Source organism: Plantactinospora siamensis, from assembly GCF_042434095.1.
Taxonomy (GTDB): Bacteria; Actinomycetota; Actinomycetes; order Mycobacteriales; family Micromonosporaceae; genus KBS50.
Genome location: NZ_JBHLUE010000016.1, coordinates 125,983 through 140,415, shown reverse-complemented (window position 1 = coordinate 140,415; position 14,433 = coordinate 125,983). Strand labels below are relative to the sequence as shown.

The following is a 14,433-nucleotide window of genomic DNA, read 5'->3' as shown; positions in this document are numbered from 1 at the left end:
ACTCGTGCCCGAGATCCCCCGGCCTGGGACGGTGTAATGGCTTCCCGCAGCTTTCGCCTGCGTACCAAGATTGTCGCCCTGCTGGTCTCGCTCGCGGCGCTGTGGGCGTTCGCGGCCTGGGTGACGCTCCGGGAAGGGCTGAACCTGATCTGGGTGCAGACCCTGGACAGTAAGGTGGCGCAGCCCAGCGAGCCGCTGCTGTCCGAGCTGCAGGTGGAGCGGCGGCTCTCGGTGGTCTACCTGAGCAAGCCGACCGAGCAGCAGCGGGCCGTGCTGGCGGCGAAGCGGCAGCAGACCACCCGGCTCGCCAAGGACTTCGGCGCCTCGGCACACACCTGGCGGGCGCAGCTGGCCGCCGATGACGAGTTGAGCCGCCGGCTCGACGCGGCCGTCACCCAGCTGGACGCGCTGGACGCCACCCGGTCGGGGATCGACAGCGGCACGGCGGACCGGACAGCCGCCGCGGCCTCCTTCAGCACGGCCATCGACGCCCTGTTCCGGGTGTACGACAAGCTCGGCGGCCTGGACGACGAGGCGCTCGCCGACAATGTGCGGGCGCTGACCCAGCTGCAACGGGTCCGCGAGCTGGCATCCGAGGAGGACGCGCTCATCGCCGGCGTGCTGAGCAACGGCCGGCTCAGCACCGAAGAGTACGCCGCCTTCGCCCGGCTGGTCGGCGCGCAGCGGTTCCTCACCGCGCAGGCGGTGGCGAGTCTGCCGACCACCGACCGGGACAGCTTCGACCGGATGGCGGGGGGCCAGGCGTTCAGCCGGTTCCGCTCGTTCGAGGACCGCATCGTCGCGCACGGACCGGGCGGCGACCCGCTGCCGGTGAGCGCGCTGGACTGGCGGAACGCTACCGAGGCGGCGCTCGCCGACCTGCAGTCGGTGATCCTGGCCGGCGGCGACTCCGTCGTGCACCGGGCCACCCCGGTGGCGATCGGCGTGATCATCCGGATGATCCTGGCCGCCGGCCTCGGCCTGATCGCCGTCATCGCATCCATCGTGGTCTCCATCACCACCGCCCGGGCCCTGGTGCGGCAGCTCGAACGGCTCCGCGAGGCCGCCTGGCGGCTGGCCAACGAGCGCCTGCCGGGGGTGGTGGAGCGGCTCGGCCGCGGCGACAAGGTGGACGTGGCGACCGAGGCCCCGCCGCTGGCGGTCGGCCCGGACGAGATCGGGCAGGTCAGCCAGGCATTCAACGCGGTGCAGGAGACCGCCATCCGGACCGCCGTCGAGCAGGCCGAGCTGCGCAGGAACGTACGGGAAATCTTCCTTAGCCTGGCGCGACGGACGCAGGCCCTGGTACACCGCCAGCTCACCCTGCTGGACGCCATGGAGCGGCGGGAGACCGACGCCGAGGAGCTGGAGGACCTGTTCCGGGTGGACCACCTGGCCACCCGGATGCGCCGCAACGCCGAGAACCTCATCGTGCTGTCCGGGTCGACGCCCGGCCGGGCGTGGCGGCGGAACGTCCCGATGATCGACGTGGTGCGCGGTGCGGTGGCCGAGGTGGAGGACTACACCCGGGTGACCGTGCTGCCGTTCGGCTCGGTGTCGCTCGCCGGTCGAGCGGTCGGTGACGTCATCCACCTGCTGGCCGAACTCGTCGAGAACGCCCTGTCGTTCTCCCCGCCGCACACGACGGTGGAGGTCCGCGGCCAGTCGGTCGCCAACGGGTACGTCATCGAGGTCGAGGACCGCGGCCTCGGCATGGCCGACGAGGAACTGGCCGCCGCGAACGCCCGGATCCTCGACCGGTCCGAGTTCAACCTCGCCACCGCGAGCCGGCTGGGGCTCTTCGTGGTGAGCCGGCTGACCGAGCGGCACGGGGTGCGTGTGCAGCTCAAGGAGTCGGCGTACGGCGGCACCACGGCCGTCGTGCTCATCCCGCAGAACCTGGTGGCGGACAACCTCGACAACTCGGGCGAGCTGAGCGGCGGGCGCGCGGCGCTGCCGTCCGCGGCCCGGCGCGGCGGGACGGAGGCGGCCGGCGCCGGCATCGAGCCGGCGGGCGGCGGGTCGGTGGCGGTGGCCGAGCGCGGCCGCCCGGCCCCGGTGATCCCCGCCGACCCCGCGAACTCCGTCCCGACCCTGCCGGCCCGGCGTTCCGGCTCGAGCGGCTTCGGTCGCCCGGGCCACAACGGTGGCCCGGCGGCCGGCGGCGGCTCGCGCGGCGGGGTCGGCCCAGACGGCGCCGGCTCGCGCGGCGACGGCGCCGACGGCAGCGGGGGCTCGGGCGGCGATCTCGGCTCGGGTGACCGCGACGGGGTCGGATCGAGGGACAACGGCGGTCCGCGCGATCCGGCGGGTGACGCGGAGCCGGCCGGCGACGGTCGGTCGAGCTCGCCGTACCAGGAGGCCGTGGCCCGCGCGCTCGCCGAGCCCACCGCCGAGCTTCCGGTCCGGCCGGGCGCCGGCGGGGTCGCGGCGGGGGCGCTGTCGTCCGGGCCGGACACCGACCCGGACGGCGCCGCCGCGGTGGAGCCGGCCCTGCCGACCCGGCGCCGCCGGATTCCGGGCGCACACCTGCGGGAGGTCTTGGGCGACCGGTCGCCGGCCGCCTCCGGATCGACCACCGGTACGCCTCCGGCCCGATCCGCCGCGGCTGCCGCCGGTTCCGGCGCGTCCGCGGACAGCCTGGCCTGTTCCGGCGGTGGCGCGGACAGCCTGGCCGGTTCCGGCGGTGGCGCGGACGGCCTGGCCGGTTCCGGGGTGGCCGGGCCGGACCGGCCGGCGAACCCGGCCGGCGATCCGGCCGGGGCCGCGGCCACGCGGGCCGACTCCGGGTTGCCGGTCCGGGTGCGCCAGGCCAGCATCGCGGCGCCGCTGCGGTCGGCCGCGTCCGAGGAGGCCGAACCGGGCGCGCCGACCCGGCCACCCGAACAGATCCGCCGGATGATGACCTCGTACCAGACCGGGACCCGGCGGGGCCGGTCGGCGGCGGCCCAACTGAGCGAGGCCGGCGCGGAGCAGGTCGCCGCCGCGACCGAGCCGCCGGCCGACGACGAGGCCGTCGGCATGGCTGGGCCCGCCAGCCCGGCGCTGGCCGCGGATGCCGACACCGACGGCGGGGCCGAGTCGGCCGCCGCTGGCCCGGTGCCGGCCGACGAGGCATCGCCGGCCACGGCTCTGACGCCGGCAGACCATGCTGTACCGGCCGACGATGCCGAGCCAGCGGCGGGTCCGGCGGCCGATGAGGCTGCGCCGGTCGAGGGCGCGACGCCGACGGACGCTCCCGTCCCGTCCGACGGCCGGGAACCGGCTGGCGACCCGGCCCTGGTTGGTGACCCGGCCCTGGTTGGTGACCCGGCCCTGGTTGGTGACCCGGCCCTGGTTGGTGACCCGGCCCGGGCTGGCAACCAAGAACCGGTGGGCAGCGCGGCCCGGATCGGCGACGAGGCTTCCGCCCACGACGAGGCTTCCGCCCACGACGAGGCTTCCGCCCACGACGAGGCTTCCGCCGACGACCAGGCTTCCGCCGACGACCAGGCTTCCGCCGACGGCTCGGAACCGGCCCGCGACGCGGCGCGGACCGCCGAGCGGGCGGCGCCGGCCGACGCGGCCCGGACCGATGACGACCCGCCCGCAGCCGACCATGACGGCGCTTCCAGCAGGTAGAAAGAGGACAACGAGTGGTGCAGCAGACGGCTTCAAGCGTTGACCTGGCATGGTTGCTGGACGACCTGGTCGGCCGGGTGAAGCAGGTGGAGCACGCGATCGCCCTGTCCACCGACGGGCTGTTGCTGGCCGCCTCCCGCGGGCTGAGCCGGGACGACGGGGAGCACCTGTCGGCCATGGCGTCCGGGATCCAGAGCCTGGCCCGGGGCGCGGGCCGGCGGTTCGGCGGCGGGCAGGTGCAGCAGACCATCATCGAGATGCAGTCGTCGTTCCTGTTCGTCACGGCGGCCGGCCGGAACGCCTGCCTCGCGGTGCTGGCCTCCGAGGACGCCGACGTGGGGCTCATCGCGTACGAGATGGCGATGCTGGTGACCCGGGTGGGCAAGTTCCTCAGCTCGCCGGACCGGGTCGATGCCCCGGGCGAACGGTGAGCCCATGGTCGATCCCGGTGATCCAGCGGATGAGCAGTGGCTCGACGAGCACGCCGGCCCCGTGGTGCGCCCGTACGCGGTGACCCGTGGCCGGGCGCGGACGGAGTCCGGCTCGTTCGACCTGATCTCGCTGGTGGTGGCCACGGAACGGACCCCGACCGCCGAGATGGGGCTGGGGCCCGAGCACCTGGCCATCGTGGCCCTGTGCCAGCGGCCCCTGTCGGTGGCGGAGATCGCGGCGCATCTCAACCTGCCGCTGGGCACGGTCCGGGTGCTGCTCGGCGACCTGGTGGAACGCGAACTGGTACGGGTGCGTGAGCCGCGCGCCACGGCGGCCCTTCCCGATGACAGCGTTTTCGAGGCGGTTATCAATGGACTACGAGCACTCTGACCGCCGGGTTCCGGAGGGCCTGCCCACCGGGATCAAGATCCTGATCGCCGGTGGTTTCGGGGTAGGCAAGACCACCCTGGTGGGTACGGTCAGCGAGACGCCGCCGTTGCGCACCGAGGAGGTGCTGACCGAGACCGGCGTCGGCATCGACGACCTGTCCGGGGTGGAGGAGAAGGCCACCACGACGGTGGCCATGGACTTCGGCCGCATCACCATCAGCGACGATCTGGTGCTCTACCTGTTCGGCACGCCCGGCCAGGACCGCTTCTGGTTCGTCTGGGACGAGCTGTCGTTGGGCGCGCTGGGCGCCGTGGTTCTGGCGGACACCCGCCGGTTGGCCGACTGCTTCCCGTCGATCGACTACTTCGAGGGCCGCGGCACCCCGTTCATCGTGGCGGTCAACTGCTTCGAAGGCGCCCAGCGGTACGCGCTGCACGATGTGCAGCAGGCGCTGAATCTCGACGCCGACGTCCCGGTGGTGCTCTGCGACGCCCGGCGCAAGGAGTCGGCGAAGGACGTGCTCATCAACCTGCTGGAGCACGCCATGAAGCTCCGCGAGAGCCGCCGCTGACCCGCGGCGAGCGCGCCCGCCGCCGCCCGCACCGCCGGAGCGGAGGCGTTAAGAAGGGCCCCTTCCTATACGAAAAGCGATAAGAAGGGGCCCTTCCTTCGAAGCTCAGCCGAGCATCTTGCGCAGGACGTACTGCAGGATGCCGCCGTGGCGGTAGTAGTCGGCCTCGCCCGGGGTGTCGATCCGGACCACCGCGTCGAACTCCACACCGGTGTCGGTGCTGACCTTCACGGTCCGCGGGACGGCGCCGTCGTTCAGCGCCGTGATGCCGCTGATCGTGAACGTCTCGGTGCCGTCGAGGCCGAGCGACTCGGCCGTGGCGTCGGCCGGGTACTGCAGCGGCAGCACCCCCATGCCGATGAGGTTCGACCGGTGGATCCGCTCGTACGACTCGGCGATGACGGCCCGCACGCCGAGCAGCATGGTGCCCTTGGCCGCCCAGTCGCGGGACGAGCCCGAGCCGTACTCCTTGCCGGCCAGCACCACCAGCGGCACGCCGGCCTCGGCGTACGCGACGGACGCGTCGTAGATGGAGGTCTGCTCGCCGCTGAGGTGGTTGACGGTGACGCCGCCCTCCACGCCCGGCACGAGCTGGTTGCGCAGCCGGATGTTGGCGAAGGTGCCCCGGATCATCACCTCGTGGTTGCCCCGGCGTGAGCCGTACGAGTTGAACTCGTGCCGCGGCACGTCGTGCTCGGCCAGGTACTTCCCGGCGGGGGAGTCGGGCTTGATCGAGCCGGCCGGCGAGATGTGGTCGGTGGTCACCGAGTCGCCCAGCTTGGCCAGCACCCGCGCCCCGGAGATGTCGGCCACCGGCGCCGGCTCCGGCGCCATGCCCTCGAAGTACGGGGGCTTGCGGACGTACGTCGAGGCGCCCTCCCAGGCGAACGTGTCGCCGGTGGGGGTGGGCAGCGACTGCCAGCGCTCGTCGCCGGCGAAGACGTCCGAGTATGCCTGGCCGAAGCCGGTGGCGCCGATGGCCTTGGAGATCACGTCCTGGATCTCGGCGGTGCTCGGCCAGAGGTCGCGCAGGAAGACCGGCTGCCCGTCGGAGTCCTCGCCGAGCGGCTCGTTGGCCAGGTCGATGTCCATGGTGCCGGCCAGCGCGTACGCCACCACCAGCGGCGGGGAGGCCAGGTAGTTCATCTTGACGTCCGGGTTGATCCGGCCCTCGAAGTTCCGGTTGCCGCTCAGCACCGACACCACGGTGAGGTCGTTCTCGTTGACCGCGGCGGAGATGGCCTCCGGCAGCGGACCGGAGTTGCCGATGCAGGTGGTGCAGCCGTAGCCGACCAGGTTGAAGCCGAGCTTGTCGAGGTAGGGCGTGAGACCGGCCCGCTCGTAGTAGTCCATGACCACCTTGGAGCCGGGGGCGAGGGTGGTCTTCACCCAGGGCTTGCGGGCCAGGCCCTTCTCCACCGCGTTCCGGGCCAGCAGCGCCGCGCCGATCATGACCTGCGGGTTCGAGGTGTTGGTGCAGGAGGTGATGGCCGCGATCACCACGGCGCCGTGGTCGAGCTCGAACTCCGTACCGTCGTCGCCGGTGACCCGGACCGGGTTGCTGGCCCGGCCGCCGGCGCCGACCGCGGCGGTGACCAGGTCGCGCGGCGCGTCGGCCGGGTCGCTGACCCCGTTGGCCGGGGCGTCGCTGGCCGGGAAGGACTCGGCGCTGGCCTCGTCCGCGTGCCCGGCAGCGCCGTACGGCCGCTCCTGCTGCGGGACGCCGGGCGTGCGGCCGGCGTCGCCGCCGGTCTCGTCGGCGGCCACGTAGTCGGTGAGCGCCGACCGGAACAGCGTCTTGGCGTTGCCCAGCGGCACCCGGTCCTGCGGGCGCTTCGGCCCCGCGAGGGACGGCTCGATGGTGGACAGATCCAGCTCGAGCCGCTCGGAGTACTCGGGCTCGTGGGCCGGGTCGTGCCAGAGGCCCTGCTCCTTGGCGTACGCCTCGACCAGCGCCACCTGCTGCTCGTCCCGGCCGGTGAGCTTCAGGTAGTTCACGGTCTCGTCGTCGATCGGGAAGATCGCCACGGTGGAGCCGTACTCGGGGGACATGTTGCCGATGGTGGCCCGGTTGGCCAGCGGCACCGCGCTCACGCCGGGGCCGTAGAACTCGACGAACTTGCCCACCACGCCGTGCTTGCGGAGCATCTCGGTGATGGTGAGGACCAGGTCGGTGGCGGTGGTGCCGGCGGGCATCTCACCGTGCAGCTTGAAGCCGACCACCCGGGGGATGAGCATGCTGACCGGCTGGCCGAGCATGGCGGCCTCGGCCTCGATGCCGCCCACGCCCCAGCCCAGCACGCCCAGGCCGTTGACCATGGTGGTGTGCGAGTCGGTGCCGACGACCGTGTCCGGGTACGCCTGGCCGTTGCGCTCCATGATCGTCCGGGCCAGGTACTCGATGTTCACCTGGTGCACGATGCCGGTGCCCGGCGGCACCACCTTGAACTCGTTGAACGCGGTCTGGCCCCAGCGCAGGAACTGGTAGCGCTCCTTGTTGCGCTGGTATTCCAGCTCGACGTTGCGGGCGAAGGCGTCTTCCCGGCCGAACAGGTCGGCGATGACCGAGTGGTCGATGACCAGCTCGGCCGGGGCCAGCGGGTTGACCCGGGTGGGGTCGCCGCCGAGGTCCCGGACCGCCTCCCGCATGGTGGCCAGGTCGACCACGCACGGCACGCCGGTGAAGTCCTGCATGAGCACCCGGGCCGGGGTGAACTGGATCTCCACGCTGGGGTCGGCGTCCGGGTCCCAGGCGCCGAGCTGGCGGATGTGGTCGGCCGTGATGTTCGCGCCGTCCTCGGTCCGCAGCAGGTTCTCCAGGAGGATCTTCAGGCTGTACGGCAGGCGCTGATGCCCGTCCACCTTGTCGATCTTGAAAATCTCGTAGCTCGCGTCTGAAACGCGCAGCTCACTTTTGGCACCGAAGGTGTCGAGGCTCGCCACGTCGTACTCCTTCATCGCAGTTCCGCCGGCCGGGCTCCCCGGCGCGGTGCGCCGGGCTCGCCCGCAAGTCTGTCGTACCGGTTACCGCGACCGTCGGCCGAGGTAACCCCGCGGAGCCAGGCCCGCGGTCCGAGTTCATCAAACCGTACGTCCGTCTTGCTATTCGCGCAACCCCGTGCCACGCTGACCGGGAGGGAGGTCGCCATGATCCATCACGTGCAGCTCGCCTGCCCGCGCGGCTCCGAGGAGGTGCTCCGGGCGTACTACGCGGGCGTGCTCGGCCTGGTCGAGAAGCCGAAGCCGGCGGCGCTGGCCCCGCGCGGCGGCTGCTGGTTCGTCGCCCCGGACCGGCCCGCCGGCTCGGATGGCGCGGCCGGCGCGGATGGCGCGGGCGGCGCGGGCGGCCCGGCTGGCCCGGGCGGCGCGGGCGGCCCGGCCGGCATCGAGCTGCATCTCGGCGTCGAGGACGACTTCCGGCCGGCCCGCAAGGCGCACCCCGGGCTGCTCTGGCCCGACCTGGACGCGCTCGCCGACCGGCTGACGGCGGCCGGCTACGACGTGACCTGGGCCAACGACGAGCTCCCCGGACTGCGCCGCTTCCACACCCACGACCCGCACGGCAACCGCCTGGAGTTCCTCGCCCCGGCATAGCAAGGAAGGGCCCCCTGTTATCGCTTTTTGTATAGCAGGGGCCCCCTCTTAACGGTGCCGGGCCTGCCGGTCGACGAGGGCGGCGCCGAAGACCCACTCCGACGTCTGGTCGATGAAGTCCGTGGGAAAGCCGGGCGCGAATCCGGCAGCCGCGTCCAGGCGGTCGACGGCCGCCGCGGGCAGGGTCAGGTCCGCGGCGCCCAGGTTGTCCCGCAGTTGGTCGAGGTGGCGCGCCCCGACGATGGGGTGGACGGCGGGCGACCGCGCCATCGTCCAGGCGAGGGCGACCTGCGACGGGGTGGCGCCGAGTTCGTCGGCGACGTCCTGCACGGCCCGCGCGGCCGCGTGGTCGCGCTCGGACAGCGAGTCGGCGTCCAGCCGGTTCGCGCCCTGCGGGCCGGCCGCCCGGGTGTACTTGCCGGACAGCACCCCGCCGGCCAGCGGACTCCAAGCCGCCACCCCGAGGGACAGCGCCTCGGCCATCGGCAGCAGTTCCCGTTCGATGTCCCGGTGCAGCACGCTGTACGGCACCTGCAGGCCGATGAACGGGCTCCAGCCGTGCCACTCGGCCAGGGTGTTGGCGCGGGCCACGATCCAGGCGGGGGCGTCGGAGATCCCCACGTACAACACCTTCCCGGCCCGTACCGCGTCGTCGAGCGCCCGCATGGTCTCGTCGATCGGGGTGCTCCGGTCCCAGATGTGCACCCAGTAGATGTCCAGGTAGTCCGTGCCCAGCCGGCGCAGGCTGGTGTCCAGCGAGGCGCGCAGGTTCTTGCGGTGGTTGCCGGCCGCATTGGGGTCACCGCCGTCCCGGGAGACGGTGTACTTCGACCCGAGCACGAACCGCTCCCGCCGACTCCGCAGCAGTTCGCCGAGGATCTCCTCGCTCGCGCCGCCCCGGTAGTTGATCGCCGTGTCGATCGCGTTCCCGCCGGCCTCGGCGTACGCGTCCAGGATCCGTTCGCACTCCGGCAGCGGTGCGCCCACGCCACCCTGCTCCCCGAAGGTCATCGCGCCAAGGATGAGTTCGGAGACGCGTAATCCGCTGTGGCCAAAGGTCCGGTATCTCATGACAGCGACCATACATATTGTTCAGACAGTGCGTCTAGACGTGTTGTCCGGACAAATTGGGTATCGTCACGGGCATGCCGCCGCCCGCCGCCCGCCCGACCCGCCGGTCCGGTCCCTCCGCACCGGGTGAACTGCGGGAACGCATTCTCTCGGCGACCCGCACGCTGCTGTCCCAGCGCCGGTTCGAGACGCTCAGCGTGGCCGACATCCTGGCCGCCGCCCAGGTGTCCCGGGCCAGCTTCTACTTCTACTTCCCCAGCAAACAGTCCGTGCTGGGCGAACTGGTCCGGCAGGCCGTCGCGCAGGGGCAGCGGGCCGCCGGCCCCTGGCTCGACGGGCGGCAGGACCCGGTCGAGGCGCTCCGGACCGGGATCCTCGACGGCGCGCGGCTGTGGCGGGACAACGCCGGCGTGCTGACCGCGATCGTCGAGAACCTGGGGTCCGACGACGACCTGCGGGCGCTGTGGACCGGGCAGATGGACCTTTTCACCGAAGCGGCGGTGGCCCGGATCAGCGCCGACCCCAGGGCCCGGGAACACCTGGGTGATCTGAACGTACGTGCCGTCGCCGCGGCGCTGACCTGGCAGGGCGAGCGGCTCTACTACCTCGCCGCGGCCGGCGTCCCGCCGTTCGACGACCAGGCCGTGCTGGTGGCGACGCTCACCAACGCGTGGACGTCAACCCTGTACGGCGAGACCGCGCCACTCCGCCCGGCCCCTAGCGGTGCGGAACAGGCGCCGGAGGCGGCACGGGCTCACCGGTGACGCCCACGGGCCGGTGGCGGGTTCGGGTCAACGCCCGTGCCGCCACGGGCCAGTCGTGGGCCCGTACCGGTGCGCGCCGGTGCTAATGTGCCGGCCGTGATCGCCGCAGACGTCCACCTGAGCGCCCAGCCCCGGCTCGACTTCGTCGTCGCGCCGTTTCCCGCCGACCCGGAGCGACCCGAGGCGCGCCGGCTGCGTACCGAGTACGCCGGGGTGGCCTGGATCGGCGACCGCCCGGACCCGGCAACCGGGATGGCCGGACCGGTCTACCAGCGCCGGGGCGTCGACACCCAGCTGTTCCTGCCGGACACCCACTGGTACGACGTGGACGCGCTGGCCGACGTGGAGCTTCAGGTGACGGCGGGGCTGATCCAGGTGGCCGCCACGGCGCAGGGCACCCAGGGCCTGGTGGGCGCGCTCGCCGAGCCGGCGGCCGACTTCTACGAGCACCCCGAGGGGGACGGCGTCGGCCTCTGCCTGGTGCTGCGTGGCGACATCTGGTCCAATCTCGGGCTGAGCTACCGGGTGACCGTGCTGTGCGACCCGGCAGCCGTGAGACGTACCGGCGCCGTGGTCGAGCCGGGCGACCACGACGACCCGGAGCCCGACGCCACCTGACGGCGGCCCGACACCGCCGGACGGCCGCCCGACGCCACCTGACGGCGGCGCGACGCCACCTGACGGCGGCCGGATGCCACCTGACGGCGACCGGATGGCCACCCGGGCCCCGACCGAGCGGGGACGACGACCGGCGTCACGACGCCGGGGACGTCACCAGGCCCTCGGCGGCGGCCACGGTCTGCTCCAGCAGGACCGCGATGGTCATCGGTCCGACGCCGCCGGGCACCGGCGTGAGCAGGCTGGCCCGGACCCGTGCCGACGGGGCGTGCACGTCACCCAGCCCGCCCGGGTGGTAGCCGGCGTCCACCACCACCGCGCCGGGCTTCAGCCACTCACCCCGGACGAACTCCGGCCGGCCCACGGAGGCCACCACGAGGTCCGCGCCCCGGACCAGCTCGGGCAGGTCCCGGGAGCGGGAGTGGCAGTAGGTCACCGTGGCGTCGCGGGCCAGCAGCAGCATCCCGACCGGCCGGCCGAGGATGGGACTGCGGCCCAGCACCACGGCACGCCGGCCGACCAGGGGCACGTCGTACGCGTCGAGCAGCCGAAGGATCCCGCCGGGCGTGCAGGAGACGAAGCCCGGCCGGCCGAACGCCATGGCGCCGAACGAGTGCATGGTCACCCCGTCCACGTCCTTGGCCGGGGCGATGGCCTCGAACGCGGCCCGCTCGTCGATCCCGGCCGGCACCGGATGCTGGAGCAGGATGCCGTGCACGGCCGGGTCGGCCGAGAGCGTGCCGACCCGGTCCACCAGCTCCGTCGTGGAGATGCCGGCCGGCAGCGCGACGAGCCGGGAGCCGATCCCGGCCGCGGCGCACCGGTTGCGCTTCATCCGCACGTACGTCTCGGACGCCGGGTCGTCGCCCACGAGCACCGTGGCCAGGCAGGGGCGTACCCCCGTCCGGGCCTCCAGGGCGGCGGCGCGGTCGGCCGCTCCGGCCAGGATGTCCCGGGCGAGGTCGGCGCCCGCCATCGGACGGGCGAGGTCGGCGCCCGCCGCGGAGGGCGCGTGGTCGGCGCCGGCTGTGGGACGGGCAGATTCGGTGGCGCTCATGGCAGCTCCCGGGGTCGGCGTCGCATAAGGCACTGCGATTCGCCCAGGCGCGCGGCGGTGCTGACGGCGTCCGGATCGCCCGGGTGGCTACCGGTCGTTTGGACGCTTGGCCGCTCCCCGGTGGTGCTCCACTCGATGCGCCAGTCACGGCCGCGCTAACCGTACCCCGCAGCGGCCCGTTCTTGACCGGTCGCCCCCGGCGGGCCACGGCCCCGGCGCGGGCCCTACGGCTCACCGACCTCGGTCGGCGCGGCGCCGCTCTCCGGCGGGAGACCGGGCGCCGGATCGGCGCCGGGCGTCTCGCCGCGGGCCACGGCGGCCGGCGCGGCGTCCCGGGGGATGCCCGCGGCCGCGTACGCGTCGGCCTCGTCCAGCGTCTCCTGCCGCAGCAGCGTCCGGGCCAGCCGGTCCAGCTGCTCGCGGTGCTCGCGCAGCGTGGCCAGCGCCTCGGCGTAGCAGTCCTCGACGATCCGCCGCACCTCGCCGTCGACCAGCTCCCGGGTGCCCGGCGCCACGCCGTCCAGGCCCAGCGGGGACTCCTGGCCGGGCCGCGGCAGCACGGTGACCGGGCCGATGGCGTCGGACATGCCCCACCGGCCGACCATCTGCCGGGCGATGTCGCTCACCTGGTCCAGGTCGCTCTCGGCGCCGGTGGTCATGTCCCCGAACACCAGCTCCTCGGCGGCCCGGCCGCCGAGCGCGCCGATGATGCGGCCGCGCAGATACTTGGCCGAGTAGCCGTACCGGTCGGTGTTCGGGCTCTGGAAGGTGACGCCGAGCGCCTGCCCGCGCGGGATGATCGAGATCTTGCGGACCGGGTCGGCGCCCGGGGTGAGCATCCCGAGCAGCGCGTGGCCGGACTCGTGGAACGCGGTCCGCTCCTTGTCCTCCTGGGTGAGCATGATCCCGCGCACGGTGCCCAGGGTGACCTTCTCCAGCGCCTCGCCGAAGTCGGCCGGCTCGACCTTCTCGTGCTGGCGCCGGGCGGCCACCAGGGCCGCCTCGTTGACCAGGTTCTGCAGGTCGGCGCCGACCATCCCGGGCGTGGTGGCGGCCAGGTCGCCGAGGTCGACGTCGTCGGCCAGCGGTACGCCCCGGGTGTGCACCTCGAGGATCTTCCGGCGGCCGGTCACGTCGGGCGGGCTCACCGTCACCCGCCGGTCGAACCGGCCGGGGCGCAGCAGGGCCGCGTCGAGGATCTCCGGCCGGTTGGTGGCGGCCAGCACGATCACGCCCTCGCTGCCGGTGAAGCCGTCCATCTCGGTGAGGATCTGGTTGAGCGTCTGCTCGCGCTCGTCGTTGCCGCCCAGCGACTGGGCGCCGCCCCTGGCCCGGCCGATGGCGTCCAGCTCGTCGATGAAGATGATCGACGGCGCGACCTTCTTGGCCTGCTCGAACAGGTCCCGGACCCGGCTCGCGCCGACCCCCACGATCATCTCGATGAACTCGGAGGCGGACATCGAGAAGAACGGCACCCGGGCCTCCCCGGCGACCGCCCGGGCCAGCAGGGTCTTCCCGGTGCCGGGCGGACCGGACAGCAGCACCCCGTGCGGCACCCGGGCGCCGAGCCGGCGGTACCGCTGCGGATCGCGGAGGAAGTCGACGATCTCGGTGACCTCCTGCCGGACCTCCTCGATGCCGGCCACGTCCGCGAACGTGGTCCGGGGCCCGGCGTCGGGCTGGTAGAGCTTCGCCCGGGACCGGCCGATCCCGCCCACCCCGCCGGCCATCGCCTGAGCACCCCGGCGCAGGAACCAGACCAGCAGGAGGATCAGCAACAGGGTGGGTCCGAAGCCGAGCAGCAGCTGCTGCCAGATCGGCGCCGGCGCGTCGGGCGGCCGGGCGTTGACCGGTACGCCCGTGCTCTGCAGCGTGCTGAACAGCTTGTCGTCGGCGAACGACGGCCGCTCGGTGCGGAACCGTTCCACCTGGCTGCCCTTGGTCTGCCCGACCGGGGTGTAGCTGGCCTTCTGCTTGAAGGAGCCCTCGATCGTGTCGCCGGTCGAGGTGATGTCGGCGACGTTGCGCGCGTCCACCTGGCTGAGGAAGAACGTGTACGACACCGGGGTGCGTTCGGCGGGCGCCAGCAGGTTGGACGAGACGAACCAGTTGACCACCAGCAGGATCAGGAACAGCCACCCGTACCGCTGCCAGGCCGGCCGCCGGCGCTGCGGCGGCCGGCCGGCGCCCTCGCCGGGCATGCCCTCCACCCGCCACGGCGGGGCCGGCTGGTCCGGCTCGGGCCGCTTCGGGGGGAAGCTGCGCGGCAGCGTCCTGCCGTCGTCCGGCGGCGGGGCAGCGGTGGTCATGACCAC

Annotated in this window: 11 protein-coding genes and 1 riboswitch; of the genes, 7 read left to right on the top strand and 4 right to left on the bottom strand. The window is 73.4% G+C overall.

The window, feature by feature from the left end:
* The first annotated feature begins 36 nt into the window (after window positions 1-36).
* The 4 genes from ACFFHU_RS31710 to ACFFHU_RS18045 are packed head-to-tail and all read left to right on the top strand — an operon-like array spanning window position 37 to window position 5,014.
* The gene (locus tag ACFFHU_RS31710; RefSeq protein WP_377352556.1) at window positions 37-3,621 is read left to right on the top strand and encodes a nitrate- and nitrite sensing domain-containing protein; all 3,585 of its coding nucleotides are present in this window, start codon (window positions 37-39) and stop codon (window positions 3,619-3,621) included.
* 14 nt (window positions 3,622-3,635) lie between these two features.
* The gene (locus ACFFHU_RS18055) at window positions 3,636-4,052 is read left to right on the top strand and encodes a roadblock/LC7 domain-containing protein (protein ID WP_377340403.1); all 417 of its coding nucleotides are present in this window, start codon (window positions 3,636-3,638) and stop codon (window positions 4,050-4,052) included.
* A 4-nt stretch (window positions 4,053-4,056) separates the two neighbouring features.
* On the top strand, window positions 4,057-4,443 hold the full coding sequence (locus tag ACFFHU_RS18050; RefSeq protein ID WP_377340401.1) for a DUF742 domain-containing protein: 387 nt from the start codon (window positions 4,057-4,059) through the stop codon (window positions 4,441-4,443).
* The gene (locus ACFFHU_RS18045; RefSeq protein ID WP_377340400.1) at window positions 4,424-5,014 is read left to right on the top strand and encodes a GTP-binding protein; all 591 of its coding nucleotides are present in this window, start codon (window positions 4,424-4,426) and stop codon (window positions 5,012-5,014) included. The genes ACFFHU_RS18050 and ACFFHU_RS18045 overlap by 20 nt, the downstream gene beginning before the upstream one ends.
* Window positions 5,015-5,119: 105 nt before the next feature.
* Here the strand turns inward: ACFFHU_RS18045 and ACFFHU_RS18040 are convergent, their stop codons facing one another.
* Window positions 5,120-7,972, bottom strand: a complete 2,853-nt coding sequence (locus tag ACFFHU_RS18040; RefSeq protein ID WP_377340398.1) for an aconitate hydratase — start codon at window positions 7,970-7,972, stop codon at window positions 5,120-5,122.
* A 189-nt stretch (window positions 7,973-8,161) separates the two neighbouring features.
* On the opposite strand from ACFFHU_RS18040, the gene ACFFHU_RS18035 reads away from it, so the two are divergent.
* The gene (locus tag ACFFHU_RS18035) at window positions 8,162-8,608 is read left to right on the top strand and encodes a VOC family protein (protein ID WP_377340397.1); all 447 of its coding nucleotides are present in this window, start codon (window positions 8,162-8,164) and stop codon (window positions 8,606-8,608) included.
* A gap of 48 nt (window positions 8,609-8,656) precedes the next feature.
* Here the strand turns inward: ACFFHU_RS18035 and ACFFHU_RS18030 are convergent, their stop codons facing one another.
* The gene (locus ACFFHU_RS18030) at window positions 8,657-9,679 is read right to left on the bottom strand and encodes an aldo/keto reductase (protein WP_377340396.1); all 1,023 of its coding nucleotides are present in this window, start codon (window positions 9,677-9,679) and stop codon (window positions 8,657-8,659) included.
* 74 nt (window positions 9,680-9,753) lie between these two features.
* Between ACFFHU_RS18030 and ACFFHU_RS18025 the strand changes: the two genes are divergently transcribed.
* Window positions 9,754-10,443: a TetR/AcrR family transcriptional regulator gene (locus ACFFHU_RS18025; RefSeq protein ID WP_377340394.1), complete on the top strand. Its 690-nt coding sequence runs from the start codon at window positions 9,754-9,756 to the stop codon at window positions 10,441-10,443.
* Window positions 10,444-10,539: 96 nt separating this feature from the next.
* Window positions 10,540-11,061: a hypothetical protein gene (locus ACFFHU_RS18020; protein ID WP_377340393.1), complete on the top strand. Its 522-nt coding sequence runs from the start codon at window positions 10,540-10,542 to the stop codon at window positions 11,059-11,061.
* Between the two features lie 136 nt (window positions 11,062-11,197).
* On the opposite strand, the gene ACFFHU_RS18015 is transcribed toward ACFFHU_RS18020, so the two are convergent.
* Complete coding sequence (locus tag ACFFHU_RS18015; protein ID WP_377341192.1) at window positions 11,198-12,037, bottom strand: bifunctional 5,10-methylenetetrahydrofolate dehydrogenase/5,10-methenyltetrahydrofolate cyclohydrolase; 840 nt, start codon at window positions 12,035-12,037, stop codon at window positions 11,198-11,200.
* Between the two features lie 115 nt (window positions 12,038-12,152).
* Window positions 12,153-12,276, bottom strand: a riboswitch (ZMP/ZTP riboswitch).
* A gap of 66 nt (window positions 12,277-12,342) precedes the next feature.
* On the bottom strand, window positions 12,343-14,427 hold the full coding sequence (gene ftsH, locus ACFFHU_RS18010; RefSeq protein WP_377340391.1) for an ATP-dependent zinc metalloprotease FtsH: 2,085 nt from the start codon (window positions 14,425-14,427) through the stop codon (window positions 12,343-12,345).
* Window positions 14,428-14,433 lie beyond the last annotated feature (6 nt).

Bases quoted from the DNA above. Each gene is read 5' to 3' on its own strand.
- ACFFHU_RS18045 (WP_377340400.1), top strand. From the start codon at position 4,424: ATGGACTACGAGCACTCTGACCGCCGGGTTCCGGAGGGCCTGCCCACC.
- ftsH (WP_377340391.1), bottom strand. From the start codon at position 14,427: ATGACCACCGCTGCCCCGCCGCCGGACGACGGCAGGACGCTGCCGCGC.
- ACFFHU_RS31710 (WP_377352556.1), top strand. From the start codon at position 37: ATGGCTTCCCGCAGCTTTCGCCTGCGTACCAAGATTGTCGCCCTGCTG.
- ACFFHU_RS18040 (WP_377340398.1), bottom strand. From the start codon at position 7,972: ATGAAGGAGTACGACGTGGCGAGCCTCGACACCTTCGGTGCCAAAAGT.
- ACFFHU_RS18030 (WP_377340396.1), bottom strand. From the start codon at position 9,679: ATGAGATACCGGACCTTTGGCCACAGCGGATTACGCGTCTCCGAACTC.
- ACFFHU_RS18015 (WP_377341192.1), bottom strand. From the start codon at position 12,037: ATGGCGGGCGCCGACCTCGCCCGGGACATCCTGGCCGGAGCGGCCGAC.
- ACFFHU_RS18050 (WP_377340401.1), top strand. From the start codon at position 4,057: ATGGTCGATCCCGGTGATCCAGCGGATGAGCAGTGGCTCGACGAGCAC.
- ACFFHU_RS18035 (WP_377340397.1), top strand. From the start codon at position 8,162: ATGATCCATCACGTGCAGCTCGCCTGCCCGCGCGGCTCCGAGGAGGTG.
- ACFFHU_RS18025 (WP_377340394.1), top strand. From the start codon at position 9,754: ATGCCGCCGCCCGCCGCCCGCCCGACCCGCCGGTCCGGTCCCTCCGCA.